This is a genomic window from Pseudomonas sp. 05N431 (assembly GCF_056397005.1).
The window spans coordinates 131,797-148,544 of record NZ_JBFTMN010000011.1 but is presented as its reverse complement, the minus strand read 5'-3'; the positions used below and the strand labels follow the sequence as shown (position 1 = coordinate 148,544).

Annotated in this window: 15 protein-coding genes; 5 read left to right on the top strand and 10 right to left on the bottom strand. The window is 62.2% G+C overall.

The annotated features are described in order from the left end of the window. Nucleotides 1-206 precede the first annotated feature (206 nt). Nucleotides 207-1,418, bottom strand: a complete 1,212-nt coding sequence (locus AC1DIG_RS19985) for an MFS transporter (protein ID WP_019693863.1) — start codon at nt 1,416-1,418, stop codon at nt 207-209. Between the two features lie 127 nt (nt 1,419-1,545). Further along, the gene (locus tag AC1DIG_RS19980; protein WP_477768687.1) at nt 1,546-5,862 is read right to left on the bottom strand and encodes a DEAD/DEAH box helicase; all 4,317 of its coding nucleotides are present in this window, start codon (nt 5,860-5,862) and stop codon (nt 1,546-1,548) included. Between the two features lie 327 nt (nt 5,863-6,189). Between AC1DIG_RS19980 and AC1DIG_RS19975 the strand changes: the two genes are divergently transcribed. Further along, entirely contained in the window at nt 6,190-7,074 is an 885-nt protein-coding gene (locus tag AC1DIG_RS19975) for a sugar nucleotide-binding protein (RefSeq protein WP_477768686.1), read from the top strand. Further along, nucleotides 7,067-7,996, top strand: a complete 930-nt coding sequence (locus AC1DIG_RS19970; protein WP_477768685.1) for an NAD-dependent epimerase/dehydratase family protein — start codon at nt 7,067-7,069, stop codon at nt 7,994-7,996. Before AC1DIG_RS19975 ends, AC1DIG_RS19970 begins: the two co-directional genes overlap by 8 nt. Before the next feature lie 106 nt (nt 7,997-8,102). Here AC1DIG_RS19970 and AC1DIG_RS19965 read toward each other — a convergent pair whose 3' ends face one another. The 5 genes from AC1DIG_RS19965 to AC1DIG_RS19945 all read right to left on the bottom strand — a co-directional run bounded on the left by AC1DIG_RS19965 (nt 8,103) and on the right by AC1DIG_RS19945 (nt 12,288). Further along, nucleotides 8,103-8,801, bottom strand: coding sequence for an OmpW/AlkL family protein (locus AC1DIG_RS19965; protein WP_477768684.1), 699 nt, complete (start codon nt 8,799-8,801; stop codon nt 8,103-8,105). A 232-nt stretch (nt 8,802-9,033) separates the two neighbouring features. After that, entirely contained in the window at nt 9,034-9,552 is a 519-nt protein-coding gene (locus AC1DIG_RS19960) for a DUF3299 domain-containing protein (RefSeq protein ID WP_477768683.1), read from the bottom strand. Nucleotides 9,553-9,563: 11 nt separating this feature from the next. Then, the gene (locus AC1DIG_RS19955) at nt 9,564-10,829 is read right to left on the bottom strand and encodes an ABC transporter permease (RefSeq protein ID WP_477768682.1); all 1,266 of its coding nucleotides are present in this window, start codon (nt 10,827-10,829) and stop codon (nt 9,564-9,566) included. A 1-nt stretch (nt 10,830) separates the two neighbouring features. Continuing rightward, nucleotides 10,831-11,541, bottom strand: a complete 711-nt coding sequence (locus AC1DIG_RS19950; RefSeq protein WP_477768681.1) for an ABC transporter ATP-binding protein — start codon at nt 11,539-11,541, stop codon at nt 10,831-10,833. A 135-nt stretch (nt 11,542-11,676) separates the two neighbouring features. Then, a complete protein-coding gene (locus AC1DIG_RS19945) occupies nt 11,677-12,288 on the bottom strand; it encodes a DUF2796 domain-containing protein (protein ID WP_477768680.1) in 612 nt (203 codons plus the stop codon). A gap of 133 nt (nt 12,289-12,421) precedes the next feature. On the opposite strand from AC1DIG_RS19945, the gene AC1DIG_RS19940 reads away from it, so the two are divergent. Next, complete coding sequence (locus AC1DIG_RS19940; RefSeq protein WP_477768679.1) at nt 12,422-12,781, top strand: hypothetical protein; 360 nt, start codon at nt 12,422-12,424, stop codon at nt 12,779-12,781. On the opposite strand, the gene trxA is transcribed toward AC1DIG_RS19940, so the two are convergent. The 3 genes from trxA to AC1DIG_RS19925 form a co-directional block, all read right to left on the bottom strand. Further along, the gene (gene trxA, locus AC1DIG_RS19935; RefSeq protein ID WP_477768678.1) at nt 12,778-13,650 is read right to left on the bottom strand and encodes a thioredoxin; all 873 of its coding nucleotides are present in this window, start codon (nt 13,648-13,650) and stop codon (nt 12,778-12,780) included. The genes AC1DIG_RS19940 and trxA overlap by 4 nt on opposite strands. A 243-nt stretch (nt 13,651-13,893) precedes the next feature. Continuing rightward, on the bottom strand, nt 13,894-14,550 hold the full coding sequence (locus AC1DIG_RS19930) for a class I SAM-dependent methyltransferase (RefSeq protein ID WP_477768677.1): 657 nt from the start codon (nt 14,548-14,550) through the stop codon (nt 13,894-13,896). Then, nucleotides 14,547-15,008 (bottom strand): hypothetical protein, encoded by a 462-nt coding sequence (locus AC1DIG_RS19925; RefSeq protein WP_477768676.1) that lies wholly within the window; start codon nt 15,006-15,008, stop codon nt 14,547-14,549. Before AC1DIG_RS19925 ends, AC1DIG_RS19930 begins: the two co-directional genes overlap by 4 nt. Nucleotides 15,009-15,136: 128 nt before the next feature. Between AC1DIG_RS19925 and nrdR the strand changes: the two genes are divergently transcribed. Beyond that, on the top strand, nt 15,137-15,601 hold the full coding sequence (nrdR, locus tag AC1DIG_RS19920) for a transcriptional regulator NrdR (protein ID WP_019693850.1): 465 nt from the start codon (nt 15,137-15,139) through the stop codon (nt 15,599-15,601). After that, a complete protein-coding gene (gene ribD, locus AC1DIG_RS19915) occupies nt 15,598-16,731 on the top strand; it encodes a bifunctional diaminohydroxyphosphoribosylaminopyrimidine deaminase/5-amino-6-(5-phosphoribosylamino)uracil reductase RibD (protein ID WP_477768675.1) in 1,134 nt (377 codons plus the stop codon). Before nrdR ends, ribD begins: the two co-directional genes overlap by 4 nt. Nucleotides 16,732-16,748: the final 17 nt, after the last annotated feature.

Here is a 16,748-nt window from a genome sequence, read left to right as displayed (position 1 = left end):
AAATTGTGCACTTAGTGTTTACGACTGCTACGCAGCCGAACGCAGCCTCGCAGGCTCGGCAGCTGCTACGTGAAGCATGCAGAAACGCAGCCTCGCAGGCTCGGCAGCTGCTACGTGAAGCATGCAGAAACGCAGCCTCGCGGGCTCGGCAGCTGCTACGTGAAGCATACAAAAACGCAGCCCTTAGGCTGCGTTGGTTTGAAGGATCAATGCCCGGCGACAATCTGTGCCGAACCCTGCACCGGCTCGGCATACACCGGGCCGAGGCGATCGAGACGACCGCTCCAGGCGGTCAGCGCCAACGCGACCAACACCACCAGACCACCGATCCACGCGGTATGGATCAAGCCCATGTGGGCGACGATCAACCCGCCACCCCAGGCACCGCCAGCGATGCCGAGGTTGAAGGCGGCGATGTTCAGGCCGGACGCAACGTCCACCGCGTTCGGCGTGTGATGCTCAGCCTGACGCACCACATACACTTGCAGGCCGGGCACGTTGCCGAACGCCACGGCGCCCCAGACCAGTACGGTGGCCAGTGCCAGCCAAGGATTACCGGCGGTGAAGGTCAGTACGAACAGCACCGCGGCGAGCAGGGCGAAGATCAGTTTCAGCGCACTGATCGGGCCGCGTTTATCGGCCAGTTTGCCACCCCAGATGTTGCCGATGGCCACCGAGACTCCGTAGACCAGCAGCACCAGGCTGACGGTGCTGGCGCTGAAGCCGGAAATATCCTGAAGAATCGGTGCCAGGAACGTGAAGGCGATAAACGAACCGCCGTAACCGACTGCCGTCATGGCGTACACCAGCAGCAAACGCGGTTGTTTCAGTACCTGCAATTGCTGCAACAACGACGCGGGTTTGCTGTGGGCGATGTTTTTTGGCACATAGATCAGGCTGCCGATGAACGCAATCACACCCAGCGCCGACACGGCGAGGAAGGTTTCGCGCCAGCCGAAATGTTGACCGATAAAGGTCCCCAACGGCACGCCGGTCACCAGGGCCACGGTCAGGCCGGTGAACATGATGGCAATCGCGCTGGCGGCTTTTTCTTTCGGCACCAGGCTGGTGGCGATGGTCGAGCCAATCGAGAAGAACACCCCGTGGGCCAGGCCGGTGACGATGCGTGCAATGACCAGCGATTCGTAACTCGGGGCTTTCCAGGCCAGCAGGTTGCCGAGTGTGAACAGCACCATCAGCGACAGCAGCAACAATTTGCGTGGGACTTTGCCCGTCAGGGCGGTGAGCACGGGCGCGCCAATGGCGACACCCAGCGCGTAAAGGCTGACCAGCAGACCGGCCGACGGCAGGCTGACCCCAAGGTCGGCACCGATGGTGGGTAACAGGCCAACGATGACGAACTCGGTCGTCCCGATGGCAAAAGCGCTAAGGGTCAGCGCGAGCAAGGCAATGGGCATGGCTGCAACTCCGGTGGTTTGATTCAGGAGCGCAGTGTCGGGGTTGGGTTCTTGCGGAAAAATAGCGAGACGGGCATTTGATATTTGACCTTTAAGCAAAGATCAAAGGCGCGTAACCAAAGACCTCTTACAGGGTTCTGTATTGGGTCAGTTTTTTGTGCAACTCAGCGGTATGGGGCTGATCCAGTTCCAGCCAGTAATGCTGCGTACCGGCGATCTCGGCGGCGGCCGGCAGGCCATCGCGATACACCAACCGGTTGCTGGCGAGGGCGGGGACTTTGTGGCCCGGCAGCAGGGTGCCGGCGAGGTTCAGCGGGTCGACGCCGCAAACACTGATCAGGCTGCCGTCATGCGGGCGGCGGCGCACTTCGCGCAGCAGCGGGATCGCTTCGGGCAAGGCGAATTGTTCGCCCGCCAGACCGCTGACAAAACGTCCGCCGCGAATCTCTCCACGCGCCTCCAGCCGGTGAAAGGTACGCAGCAATTCGCGCCAGCTCGGCAGCCACTCGGCCTCGCGTTCCAGCAGCCGCCAGAACACCACGCCGTAACGCCTGAGCAAGGTCAGGGCGATGTGTTCGAGGGTTTCGCTCGGGGTGCCACGGTTATCCACAACCGGCGGCGTCGATTGACGGCGCAACAAGGCCCAGCGCCCGGCATCGTCCATTCCACCGACAAACGCTCCGCGTCCACGTCGGCTGCTGCGCGCCTGGCGTTTGCTGGCGGGTGTAATCAACGCGCGCAGGCCAGCGAAGCTGTCGGCGTTGACCAGCCCGGCGCCGACCAGCTCCTGCAAGGCGACCTCCAGTTCACTGCGCAGCAGATGGGCTTCGTGCAGTAGCTCATCGAAGAACAACGCACCCTGCTGGCTCAGCGCTTGATGGACTTTCTGGGTTTTGGGCGACAGTTCGCTGACCTCCAGTGGCTCGGTCAGGCTGCTCCAGAGCGGGACCTGCGCCCGTGGCAGCAACACAATCGGCGTGCTGCGCAGCGCTGCGCCAGTGGCTTTGTTGCGCACCGTCAGCCGGGTCCAGACCAGTTTGCCGCTGCGGCACAGCTCATCCAGCCACGTCGATGAATAGTTCTTGAGCCGCGCCGGCAGAAGATCGCTGTCCCAGGCAGATGCGGCCGCCGGGTAGCCTTCGAACTGACTGACAATCGCCGGCAACACCGCGCTGCCCTGGCCTTGGGTGGCTGGCGACAGATGCTGCCAGTCAAACAGAAAGCGCATGAAGTCCTGCAATGCCACGGGCTCGATTTCCCGCCGCAGGCGTTTGACCGTGTAGCGATGAATGCGCGCCAGCAAATGCCGTTCGCACCATTCTTCTTGCGAGGCCGCCGGGCTGAAGCGCCCGCGCAACACGTAGCCTTCGCGCTCCAGTTGCGCCAGTGCCTGGGTGACTTGAGCCGTCGAAAGCCCCAGCGGTTGAGCAATCGCATGAATCGGCAACGGACCAAATGCACCGAGGCGAGCGCGGATCAGTTCGACCAGAGCCTCGTCGGTGTCCCAGGCTTCATCGAAACCCGGCAAGGCCTGCAACGGCGGTAACAACGCGGCGTGTGGGTAGATTGCTTGCAGGCAGGTCAGGCGCTCCAGTGCCAGCCATATCGCTTGGTCCGCGTTGATCTGCAAACGGCTGGCGCGCCCTCCATCCGCCAGGGTTTGCAGCCAGTGCAGCCACTGCGGATTGGCCTGCGCTTCGGCGTCGCTGATGGCGGCCAGGCTCATCAGCGCTTCATGCATTTCATCGACGCTGGTGGGCAGTGGCCAGGCCTCATCGCGCACTGATTGAATAGCCTCGGCATCCAGTGCGCCGAGGTCATCGGTCGATTGCGGGTCGCTCCAGCGCCGATTGAGCACCGCTTGAGTACGGCGTTCTTCCAGCGGCGCATCGTCGAGAAAGGTGTAGGGCCGGGCGCTGAGAATTTCCGCCGCCAGCGGCGAGGGCGCGGGCAAGTCGCGGCTGATCAAGCGCACTTCACCGCGTTCCATACGTCGCAACAGCGCCAGCCAGCCGTCGCAGTCCATGGCTTCGTGCAGGCAATCGTCGAGGGTTTGCTCGACCAGCGGGTGATCGGGAATTTCGCGCTCGCCGACGAGGTTTTCCAGGCAGGCGATCTGGTCGGGAAACACGCTGGCGATCAGGTCTTCGCTTTTCATCCGCTGGATCTGCGGCGGCACTTTGCGTCCGCCGCTGTACCGCGGCAACGCGAGGGCGACGCCGGCGTTCCAGCGCCAGCGCACACCGAATAGCGGCGCGTCGAGTACCGCTTGAATCAGGATCTGTTCGGCGCTGTTGCTGTGCAGATAACGCCAGACCTCGTCCAGCTCGAAACTGTGGCTGCTGGACAGCGACAAGACGATGGCGTCTTCGCTGGCAGCGGCCTGCAATTCGAAGTTGAAGGTGCGGCAAAAGCGCTTGCGCAAGGCCAGGCCCCAGGCGCGGTTGATACGGCTGCCGAACAGTGAGTGAATGATCAACTGAGTACCGCCGGACTCGTCGAAAAAGCGCTCCATCAGCAGCGAGTCCTGAGACGGCAGGGCACCGAGTGTCAGCCGGGCGCGGGCGAGGTAGTCCACCAGTTGTTCGGCGCTGGCGAGGTTCAGGCCGAGGGTCTCGGTCAGCCAGTTGATGCTCGGTTGTAGATCGCCGGGCGTGGCGCTCAGCAGCTCATCGAGGTGCGCATGTAGGCGCGCTACAGCGAGCGACAATTCGGCACTGCGCCCCGGCGCTTCGCCGAGCCAGAACGGAATGGTCGGCGGTTGGCCTTGAGCGTCTTCGACGCGGATCTTGCCGGTTTCGACCCGCAGGATCCGGTACGAAGTGTTGCCCAGTTGAAAGACATCGCCAGCAATGCTTTCCACCGCGAAGTCTTCGTTGACGCTGCCGATGTTCAGCCCTTGCGGCTCCAGCAGCACGCTGTAATCGGCGTTGTCGGGAATCGTCCCGCCACTGGTCACCGCCGTCAGTTTGGCACCGCGCCGGCCACGTAATGTGCGAGTGACCGCGTCGCGGTGCAGGTAAGCGCTGCGGATTCCCTGGCGGCCGTTATAGCCTTCGGCAAGCATCTGCAGCAGCGCTTGATAGTGTGTGTCGTCGAGCTCGGCGTAGGGTGATGCGCGGCGCAGTACCTCTAGCAGCGCCTGCTCCTGCCATTCCTGGCAACTGACCTCGGCGACGACCTGCTGCGCCAGTACGTCCAGCGGTGCGGTGGGGATCAGTAGGGTATCGAGTTCACCCCGGCGCACGCAGTCGAGCAGGGCGGCGCACTCGATCAGGTCGTCGCGGGTGGTGGCAAACAGACGGCCCTTGGGCGTGGCGCCGACCTGGTGCCCGGAGCGTCCGACCCGTTGCAGAAACCCGGCGATCGAACGCGGCGAGGCGATCTGGCAGACCAGGTCGACGTCGCCGATGTCGATGCCCAGTTCCAGCGACGCGGTGGCGATCAGCACTTGCAGGTCGCCACGCTTGAGCCGCTGTTCGGCATCGAGGCGAAACTCCTTGGCCAGGCTGCCGTGGTGGGCGGCGACGGCGTCCTTGCCCAAGCGCTCGCTGAGGTGACGGCTCAATCGCTCGGCCAACCGTCGAGTGTTGACGAAAATCAGCGTGGTCCGATGCTCGCGTGCGAGTTCAGCGATACGGTCATAGACCAGCTCCCAGACATCGTTGGCCATTACCGCCGACAGTGGCACCGGCGGCACTTCGATGCCCAGGTCCCGTCGGCGGGCATGGCCGATATCGACGATCTCGCAGGGGCGGCCGGTGCCCACCAGAAAACGCGAAACCGCTTCGATGGGTTTCTGCGTGGCGGACAGGCCGATGCGCATCAGCGGTTCCAGACACAAAGCCTGCAAGCGCTCCAGGCTCAGCGCCAGGTGGCTGCCACGTTTGCTGCCGGCGATGGCGTGGATTTCGTCGACGATCACTGTGCGGGTGCTGGCGAGCATGCGCCGGCCGGAGTCGGAGCCGAGCAGTACGTACAGCGACTCCGGGGTGGTAACCAGAATGTGCGGCGCGCTTTTGCGCATCGCCGAGCGGTCCTTTTGCGGAGTGTCGCCAGTGCGTACGGCGGTGTTGATCTGTAATTCGGGGAAACCCAGGCGTTGCAGTTGCTCGGTGATACCGGCCAGCGGGGTTTGCAAGTTGATCTGAATGTCGTTGGACAACGCCTTGAGGGGCGAGACGTAAACCACCAGGGTTTCGTCAGGTAATTTGCCACCCTGGGCCAGGCCTTGATGGACCAGATCGTCAATGACCGCAAGAAACGCCGTGAGGGTTTTGCCGGAGCCGGTCGGCGCGGCGACCAGCGTCGAACGACGCTGGCGAATCAACGGCCACGCGCCGGCTTGCGCGGCGGTGACCGCCGGGAAAGTGCTGTTGAACCAGGCGCTGACGGCAGGGTGGAAGCCTGCCAGGGCGCTGTCGGCTGATACGGGGAGGTTCATGGGGTAATTTATGCGGCTGGGGGCAGGAAGTTGCAAGTACCGCTTGAGATCTCCTGCGATCCTTGGTGCCCCATCGCGAGCAAGCTCGCTCCCACATGGGGGCTGCGGCGGGCCGGGGTTTTGTAATCTACGCACATCCCCTGTGGGAGCGAGCTTGCTCGCGATGGGGCCAGTAGCAGCACCCTGTGTCCAAGGTATCTACACTTTACGGGTGACGGTTGCGCTTTAAACCCGCAAAATGCAACGATTCTGGCAATTCTCAACGGCAAAGCCTGCGGGCTGTGCCGATAAAATCATCGTTCCAAACAGACTGGGCCTGCTGACTCTATGCGAATGCGCCTTATGTTACTGGGTGGCGGAAATGCCCTTGGGCAGGCGCTGATTCGCCTCGGTGCAGAGGAAGACATCGGTTTCCTCGCCCCCCGTCCACCGCAAGATGGCTGGGACGCCGCGAGCCTGACGCAGCTGCTCGACGACACTCGTCCCGACGCGCTGATCAATCTCGCCTATTACTTTGACTGGTTTCAGGCGGAGAGCGTGGCCGAGGCGCGTTTGGCTGCTCAGGAGCGGGCGATCGAGCGGCTGGCCGAACTGTGCCAGCATCACAATATTGTCCTGGTGCAGCCTTCCAGCTATCGGGTGTTCGATGGCTCGCGGGCGACGGCCTACAGCGAAAAAGACGAACCGGTACCGCTGGGGCTGCGTGGCCAGGCCTTGTGGCGTATCGAGCAAAGCGTGCGCGCGACTTGCCCGCAACACGTGATGCTGCGTTTTGGCTGGCTGCTCGATGACAGCGTCGACGGCACCCTGGGGCGTTTCCTCGCGCGTGCCGAACTGCCTGAAGAACTGCTGATGGCCGATGACCGGCGTGGCAACCCGACACCGGTGGACGATGCGGCGCGGGTGATCATTTCGGTGCTCAAGCAACTCGATTGCGCAGCGCCACTGTGGGGCACTTACCATTACGCCGGGCACGAGGCGACCACGCCGCTGGCGCTGGGGCAGGCGATCCTCGCCGAAGCGCGCAATCTGCACCCGCTGGCGATTGAAGCACCGACAGCGCAGGCTCACGCCGCACGGCCGGATGCCGCCGAAGAACCGCAGCACGCGGTACTCGCCTGCAAGAAAATTCTGCACACCTTCGGGATCAAGCCGCGCGCCTGGCGCGCAGCGCTCCCGGGCTTACTGGATAGGTTTTATCGTCATGGCTGATGGCCCTGTTTTGATCACCGGCGGTGCCGGCTTCATTGGTTCGCACCTTGCTGATGCCTTGCTCGCCAAAGGGTATTCGGTGCGTATCCTCGACGACCTGTCTACCGGCAAGCGCAGTAACCTGCCGCTGGATAATCCACGGGTCGAACTGATCGAGGGTGACGTGGCCGATGCCTCTCTGGTGGCAAAGGTGATGGTCGGTTGCAGCGCGGTCGCGCATTTGGCCGCCGTGGCGTCGGTTCAGGCCTCGGTGGATGATCCGGTGCGCACTCACCAGAGCAATTTCATCGGCACCTTGAATGTCTGCGAAGCGATGCGTCAGGCCGGCGTCAAGCGCGTGCTGTTCGCTTCAAGCGCAGCTGTCTACGGCAATAACGGTGAAGGCGAGTCGATCGACGAAGAGACCGCCAAGTCACCGCTCACGCCGTACGCCTCAGACAAGCTGGCAGGCGAGTACTACCTCGACTTCTACCGTCGTCAGCACGGCCTGGAACCGGCGATATTCCGTTTCTTCAATATCTTCGGCCCGCGTCAGGATCCCTCGTCGCCGTACTCCGGGGTGATCAGCATTTTCAGCGAGCGTGCGCAGAAAGGTCTGCCGATCACCGTGTTCGGTGACGGCGAACAGACCCGCGATTTTGTCTATGTCGAAGACCTGGTCGACCTGCTGGTGCAGGCCATCGAAACGCCGACGCTTGAAGTGGGTGCGGTGAATGTCGGCTGGAACCAGGCGACGACCCTCAAGCAAATGCTTCAGGCGTTGGAGGAAGTAGTGGGGCAGTTGCCACCGATCACCTACGGCCCGGCGCGCTCTGGTGACATCCGCCATTCGCGGGCGAACAACCAGCGTTTGTTGCAGCGTTTCACCTTCCCCGAGCAGACGCCGATGAGCGTCGGACTGGCGCGGCTGTTGGGGCGCTAAGCTTTTCGCAGCCTGAAAACCTGGCTAACCCCATGTGGGAGCGAGCAAGCTCGCTCCCACAAGTTCTGGTATTGGCCTCAAAAGGGCCTTTCGCGTTACCTCGGGTTTAGAACTTGTAACCCAGACCCACCATGTAGATCCACGGGTCCACGTCGATGTTGACCTTGGCGCGGGTGCCGGGAGCGACTGCGTTGTTGTCCACGTAGCCGGTGGTGTCGATGTCGATGTAGCGCACTTGGCCGTTGAGCATGATGTGGTCGGTCAGCATGTAATCGGCACCGACCTGCCATGCGAGGCCCCAGGAGTTTTTCGTCTTGAAATTGCTGAAGCCGTTGGCTTGCGCTTCGTTACTGAGCTTTTCGTCGTAGATCCAGGTGTAGTTGATACCGGCGCCCACATACGGCTGGAATGCAGACTTGTTGTTGAGCGGGTAGTAAACCACGCTCAGGGTCGGCGGCAGGTGTTTGAGGGTGCCGAGCTTACCGTTGGCCGCGCCCAGGGAGGTGCCTTTGAGGTTCACGTCATGTTGGAACGGCGAGGCGGCGAGCAGCTCGATGCCGATATCGGGGGTGAGCATGTACGCGAAGTTCAGGCCCAGCTGCGTGTTGCTGTCCATGGTCGCCTTGCCACCCAGATCCGCACCCGCCAATGGACCGCGATCAACCTTGACGCTGGAACTGCCAGCGGTCGGGTTGACGGTGATTGCACCGGCCCGAACGATGATGTCACCGGCTTCATGGGCCTGGGCGAACGGGGCTGCAAGCGCGAATGCAATGAGGGAAGCGCTAAGCAATGACTTGTGCATGGGGGCTCCAAAGGACGATTCAAATTATCTATGTCCAATGGTACGAAGCGTCAGGAACGGCGCTTTTGACTCAGCTCAATGAAACAGTGATGGCCCTGATTTCGTTGGCGACTATGATGGCCTCATCGCGAGCAAGCTCGCTCCCACAGTGGATTGTGTTGATGCACAAATCGAATGTGGGAGCGAGCTTGCTCGCGATGGCTATCTTGCAGACGACGAATAACTACCGGGTTCACTCCGGCAATTCGTACACGTAGATCTTGTCCGCATCCATCTGATACCCGGCATCCGCCAATTCGCTGGTCGACGCCTTGACCTGCATTGCACCTTCAATCCAGTACGGCTGATACAGCTCATCGAGCTTCACCCCAACCGCGCTTTTGACGTGGACGATCTGGTTCGACGGCGGAGGCGGTACGTGGATGCATGCGCCGAAATACGGCACCAGCAGAAAATCGGTGGTGCGACCTTCCTCGCTGACTTCCAGCGGCACGATGTAACCCGGCAAGCGGATGTTCTTGCCGTCGAGGTTCTTCACCACCGGCGCATTGGGCATGTCTTGCTTGGCCGCCGGCGCGGACTCGGCGGACAACGCGCTGCTCATCTGCGACAGGTCGTGCAGCGGTTTCATGTTCGGCACTTCTGCCGGTGCGTCGGGCGGGATCATTTCCGCCCAGGTCAGGTCTTTCGGTGCGGCCGCCCACAGGGGCAGGGCGACCAGCATCAACAGCGCAGGCAGAGCGCGGAGCATCTTCAGTGTCCTCATAAACGGATCGACAGACCATCGGCCAACGATTGGCGATAGGCGCGCCAGGCCGGCACGCTGCCCATCAGCAGCGCGGCGATCAGGATGCCACCGAGCAGTGTCCATTCATACTCGCTTGGCCAGGCCAGTGGCAGGTATAAGCCGTAGGTCGATTGCACGTAGCCCTGGGCGGCGGCGATGCACACATACAGCAGCGCCAGGCCCGCAACCACCCCGGACAGCGCCAACGCAAAGGCCTCCAGCACCAACAGTGTTGCGATGTGCCAAGGCCGGGCACCGACCGAACGCAGGATCGCCATCTCGCGGCGACGTTCGTTGAGGCTGGTGAGAATCGCCGTGAGCATGCCGATCAACCCGGTCAGCACGACGAACAGCGACACCACGAACAGCGCTTTTTCGGCGGTGCCCATCAGGCTCCAGAGTTCCTGCAAGGCGACGCCCGGCAAGATCGCCAGCATTGGTTCGCCACGGAATTCATTGATCTCGCGTTGCACGGCGAAGGTCGAAATCTTGTTGTTCAGGCCGAGCATGAACGCGGTGATGGCTTGCGGCGTGAGGTCCATGTTGCGCGCCTGATCGGCGCTGATACGACCGTTGCCCTGAGCCGGCACACCGTTGTGCCAATCTATATGAATCGCCTCCATACCGCCGAGGCTGATGTGCAACGTGCGGTCGACCGGGGTGCCGGTGCGTTTCAGGATGCCGACCACGGTGAACGGTTTGTCGTCGTGCTTGACCAGGCTGATCACTGCCACGCCGTGAGCCAGTACCAGTTTGTCGCCGAGTTTGTAATGCAGCGCATCGGCCACTTCGGCACCCAGCACCACTTCGAACGGATCCGTGGCAAACGCCCGGCCGCTGGCCAGTTGCAGGTTTTGCTGACGGCCGTACTGGTAATGCTGGAAGTAGGCGTCGGTGGTGCCCATCACTCGATAACCGCGATGGGAGTCACCGAGGGAAATCGGGATTGCCCATTTCACTTTCGGGTTGTTGGCGAAGTGCTCGAAGCTGTCCCACCGGATGTTGTTGGTGGCGTTGCCGATGCGAAACACCGAGTACAGCAACAGGTTCACCGAGCCCGAGCGCGCGCCGACAATCAGGTCGGTGCCGCTGATGGTGCTGGCGAAGCTGGCCTTGGCTTCGGTGCGCACCCGTTCCACCGCCAGCAACAGGCAGACCGACAGGGCGATGGCGAATGCAGTGAGGAGCGCGGTGAAGCGGCGGTTAGCCAGGCTGGCCATGGCTAGACGAAACAAATACATTTCAGACCTCGAGCGGCGTGGCGGCGCGATTGAGTTCGGCCAGCGACAGGTGGCGATCGAACAGCGGTGCCAGGCTCTGGTCGTGGCTGACGAACAGCAGGCTGGAACCGGCTTCGCGGCACTCGGCGAACAGCAAACGGATAAATGCCTCGCGGGCGTCGTAATCCAGCGCTGAGGTCGGTTCGTCGGCGATCACCAGTTCCGGCTGGCCGATCAGCGCGCGGGCGGCGGCGACCCGCTGCTGTTGGCCGATGGACAGTGAATCGGCACGGCGGCCGAGCATGTTTCCATCCTTGAGCCCCAGGTGCGCGAGTAAGGTCGCAGCCGCCTGGTCAATGCTGCCGTGGCGCTGAATTGCGCGGCTGGCGCGCAGCTTGGAGAAGTGGCACGGCAGCTCGACGTTCTCGCGCACCGAGAGAAACGGCAGCAGGTTGAACTGCTGGAAGATGTAGCCCGTGTGGTCGACCCGAAAGTGATCGCGGGCGCCGGCGGACAGTTCGGTCAGCTCCTGGCCGAGCAGGCGGATGCTCCCGCGATTGGGTTTCTGCACGCCACCGAGCAGGCCGAGCAGGGTGGTCTTGCCACTGCCGCTGGGACCTTTGAGAAACAGCGTTTCACCGGGCTCCAGACGAAACGCCGGGATATCCAGTAAAGGCGGATGACCGGGCCAGTTGAAGCCCAGGTCTGACAGTTCGATGAGTGCTTGGGTCATGTGAAACCGGTCGGATTGATGGTGAACCCTGTGGGAGCGAGCTTGCTCGCGATAGCGGTCTTACAATCACATCAATGTTAAATGTGCTGGCCTCATCGCGAGCAAGCTCGCTCCCACATTGGATGTGCGGGGGTATCAGAATTTCAGCGCTGCAGCCTTCGAGGTCACTTCAACCCCTTGCTGGCCGCTTGGGCTGATGAGTTGTACCTGAATTTTCTGCGTCGCGGGGAAGGTCGTGAACACTTGCGACAAGTCCAGGTTCTTCAGCGCGCCAGGAGCGGCACAGGTGAATTGGTAATGCGCGTGGATTTCGCTGTGATCGTGGTGATGTTCTTCGGCAGCCAGGCCTTTACCGTCGGTCGCGTGGTCGTCATCGTCGTCATGATCATCGGCATCCGGTTTGTCACCGAACAGCGGGCTCTTCAATTCTTGCTGGCTGACTACGCAGTTGGCGGCTTTTGGCAGGCTGAACAGCGCCAGCGGTTTCTCTAGTTGCGCACGGGCGGCGGCGACTTTGGCCTTGTCTGCATCAGTGCTGGCAACGTGTTCAAAGCCCACCAGATTCATCGCCGGGCTTTCCAGCTCCAGCTCCAGCGTCTGACCGTCCAGCGCTGCGTTCAAACGTCCGACGCCGTGCTCGTGGGCGCCCAGGCTGCCGTGTTCGTGCTCGTGATCATGAACTTCAGCGGCCTGAGCGATAGCCAGCGGCAACAGGGCAAACGGCAAAGCGAGTAACAGACGGCGCATGGAATCTCTCCGGGAAGGAAGATGAAAACTTTGTTATGTAATCTTATAACAAGAATGGCGAGAGTTTGACTGTCTGCTTGGCGTTGCGCAAGACGCGTGGGAGCATGTTCGTCATAAACCTGAGGAAAGCCCAATGTTGCGCATTCGTGGAAGCATCGGCGATTGGCCGGTGGATTTGACCCTGGAGCTGGATGATGGGGATTGGGCGAGGCTTGGCGCGCAGTTGCAGGCAAGCCAATCAGAAAACAGTGCAGCAGTGGCCGATCCGGTGGTCAAACCGGTCAATCAGGATGAGCTGCTGTGGCAACTCGCCAAGGATCTGCTGCGCAAGTCCGGGCAATTGACGGGGCCGGACCTGCTGGAGCAACTGCAGGGTTTGACCGGCAACACCGTCGCCGGCAAACGTCTGCTGGTGCGCTTGCGCCATAGCCCGGAGGTCAAGGTCGTGAGCGGCGGGGATACGCCGCTCTATAGTTGGATCGAGCAGGCCTAGTAGAGCGCTGCAAACAGCTTGCGGCGGTAAACGGTCACCAGCGGGTGATCGTTGCCCAGCAGTTCGAACACTTGCAGCAGTGTCTTGTGCGGCAACCCTTCGCTGTAACTGCGGTTGCGGATGAACAGCTTGAGCAGAGAGTCCAGTGCCGGCTCGTATTGTTGACGGGCCAGTTGCTGGATCGCCAACTGATAGACGGCTTCATCGTCCTGCTGGTTTTGCGCCAGACGGGATTTCAGATCGGCGACATCCGGCAAGTCAGCAGCCTGGCCGAGAAACTTGATCTGCGCCTTGGCGCCGGCCAGTGCCGCTTTGTGTTCATCGCTTTTCACCGCATCGAGCACGACCTGAGCTTCACCCAGTTCGCCACGTTCGGTCAGGCAACGCGCGTAAAGGATCAGCGCGCGGGCGTTGGTGTTGTCCTCGCCCAGCAGCACTTTCAGCATGGCTTCGGCATCCGCGAAACGACCTTCGTCGAACAGCGCCTGAGCCTGTTCGATCGGGTCGGTAGCAGCCGGCGGTGGCATTTTCACGTGTGGCTCAAGCAGTGCGCGAACAGCGGACTCAGGTTGTGCGCCGGCAAAGCCATCCACCGGCTGACCGTCCTTGAACAGCACCACTGTCGGCAGGCTGCGAATACCAAAACGCGAAACGATGTCCGGCTCGACGTCGCAGTTGACCTTGGCCAGCAGCAACTCGCCCTGATAGCTCTCGGCGATGGATTGCAGCATCGGCATCAGCGCCTTGCACGGCGCACACCATTCAGCCCAGAAATCCACCAGCACCGGCTTGTGGAACGAGTTCTCGATCACCGACTGGTCGAAATCGGCAGTGCTGGCGTCGAAGATATACGGCGTGTCTTGACTCATGAGGCATCTCGAAGAAACGTGAATGGGGGAACTATAAGGGCTGGCGGCGATGGGCATAAGTATCTACACAACTTTCTGCTCCAGCGCCCGTAGCAGCTGTCGAGCCTGCGAGGCTGCGTTCGGCTGCGAAGCAGTCGTGGATTCAGGCAGCACGTTCTTTCAGGCAAACCGTGTACCCGGGATTTACGAGGACTGCGTCCTCGAACGCAGCCTCGCAGGCTCGGCAGCTGCTACGGACTGCGATCATGTACGTTTGGCGTGGTACAGGCTCACATGCCGAAACTCTTCCGGTTCCGCCAGATCCGGCAATGTCATCGCTTCAAGCATTTCCAGCCGCTGATACAACGGATGACGGAAATCCCGCACCCGCGAGTCTGCCACCAACGCCTCGCGGCCACGGCTGAGAAACTCATCGAGCAACGGCAGGTTGGCCCGGTCGTACAACACGTCGGCCACCAGAATCAGATCAAAACGATCGGCCTCGGCAAAAAAGTCTGTCGAGTAGCTGAGCGTGACGTCATTGAGTTCGGCATTTGCCCGGCAGGCCGCAATCGCCAGTGGATCTAGGTCGCAGGCCACCACTTCCAGCGCTCCGGCCTTGACTGCCGCAATCCCCGCGACACCGGAGCCGGCACCGAAGTCCAGCACGCGCTTGCCGGCAACCCACTGCGGATGTTCCGCCAGGTAACGGGCCATCGCCAGGCCGCTGGCCCAGCAAAAGCTCCAGTACGGTGGTTCGTGGAGAATGCGCCGGGTTTCTTCCGGGCTGAAGGCGCGGTCCATGTTGTCGCCGTCGATCAGCCAGAGTTTCAGCGTGGTCTCGGGCAACGGACACGGGACAAGCTGTGCATCGCCGAGCAGTTCAGTTAATGCCAGTTGCAGGTCGAGCGGTGCATTCATGGCGCTTTGAGGAACTGCAGCTGGCCCAAGGCCTGGGTCTTCGGCTCAAAGATGCGTTGCGCCGGCAGGTGCAGAATCAACTGTCCGGATTGGCTGGCGCGCCCCCGCAGTTCGACGCGTGCACCGACCGGGAACGAGTCGGGATTGAATCGCAGATGGAATGGCAGAGCCTTGTTGTTGCCGATCAGGTTGGCGCTGGCGAGCAATTGCTGCGGCCGGGAGCGTTCGTCGATCACCAGCAGCGCCAGCTCAACCTCGGCGCCGGCCGGCACGCCCTGCAAGGTGCCGCTCAATTCCCGTTGATACGCGGGCAGCGGTCCGAGGTCGGCCGAGGCCTGGGCTTTCTTCTGGGCCATCTGCGGTGCAGGGCCCGGGGTCGGCGCCGCCGGTTTGGGCGCGCTGCTACACGCGACCATCAGGCCGATGAGACTGAGTAAAACAAGCGGTCTTAGCGGCATTTGCGGCTCCAGCAAAATGAAATCCATCGATCAGTCAGTGTAGCCCGTCTATATACCGCAAACCCTATGGCTTGTCTTGCCAGTGGGATGCGCTACCATGGCCCTCCCTTTTTTTGTTGCCTGCCACCATGCACTGTCCCTTCTGCGGTGCCAACGACACCAAGGTTATCGACTCGCGTCTGGTCGCCGAGGGCGAACAGGTGCGCCGCCGGCGCGAATGTCTGGCCTGCGGCGAACGTTTCACGACGTTCGAAACCGCCGAACTGGTGTTGCCGCGCCTGATCAAAACCGACGGCAGCCGTCAGCCGTTCGACGAAGAAAAACTTCGCGCCGGCATGCAGCGAGCGCTGGAGAAGCGCCCGGTGAGCGTCGAGCGCCTGGAAGCGGCGCTGGCCCATATCAAACACAAACTACGGGCGACCGGCGAGCGCGAGGTCAAATCCCTCGTGGTCGGTGAGCTGGTGATGGCCGAGCTGCAAAAGCTCGATGAAGTCGCCTACATTCGTTTCGCTTCGGTGTATCGCCGCTTCCAGGACCTCAACGAGTTCCGCGAAGAGATCGATCGCCTGGCCCGTGAGCCGGTCAAACCATGACGATTTCTTCAGAACAAGCGATTCTCGACGCCCATTACATGGCGCGCGCGCTGGAACTGGCGCGCAAAGGTCACTACACCACCCATCCCAACCCTCGGGTGGGCTGCGTGATCGTGCGTGACGGGCAGATTGTCGGCGAAGGCTGGCATGTGCGCGCCGGCGAACCGCATGCCGAAGTCCACGCCCTGCGCGCTGCCGGCGAAAACGCCCGGGGCGCCACCGCCTACGTCACGCTGGAACCGTGCAGCCATCATGGCCGCACGCCGCCGTGCGCCGATGCGCTGGTGAACGCCGGCCTGGCGCGGGTGGTTGCGGCGATGCAGGACCCGAACCCGGAAGTTGCCGGTCGCGGCCTGCAGCGTCTGGAGCAGGCGGGCATCGAGACCCGCAGCGGCGTACTCGAAGGTGAGGCGCGCAAGCTCAATGAAGGTTTTCTCAAGCGCATGGAACACGGTTTGCCGTTCGTGCGGGTCAAGTTGGCGATGAGCCTCGACGGTCGCACCGCCATGGCCAGCGGCGAAAGCCAATGGATCACCGGTCCCGCCGCCCGCTCGGCGGTGCAGCGTCTGCGGGCTCAGGCCAGCGTCGTGTTGACCGGTGCCGATACGGTGCTGGCCGATGACGCACGCTTGACCGTGCGCGCCGATGAGTTGGGCCTGGATGCCGAGCAAACTGCACTCGCCATGAGCCGCCCGCCGCTTCGCGTGCTGATCGACGGCCGCCTGCGTGTGCCGCTCGACGCGCCGTTTTTCAAGGCCGGCCCGGCGCTGGTCGCCACCTGTGTCGCGGTGGAAGAGCAATACGCCAACGGCCCCGAATGCCTGATCGTGCCCGGCGACGATGGCCAGGTCGACCTGCGCAAGCTGCTGGTCGAACTCGCCGCCCGGGGCGTCAACGAAGTGCTGGTGGAAGCCGGCCCGCGTCTGGCTGGAGCGTTTGCCCAGCAAGGGTTGGTGGACGAATTCCAGATCTTCATCGCGGGCAAGTTCCTTGGCTCCACGGCGCGACCATTGCTGGACTGGCCACTCGCGCAAATGAAGGATGCGCCAGAGCTGAAAATCACAGAAATCCGCGCGGTGGGCGATGACTGGCGAGTCATCGCGGTTCCCGTTCCGCCAGCGAGCGTATAATTCCCGACCTGCGCCAC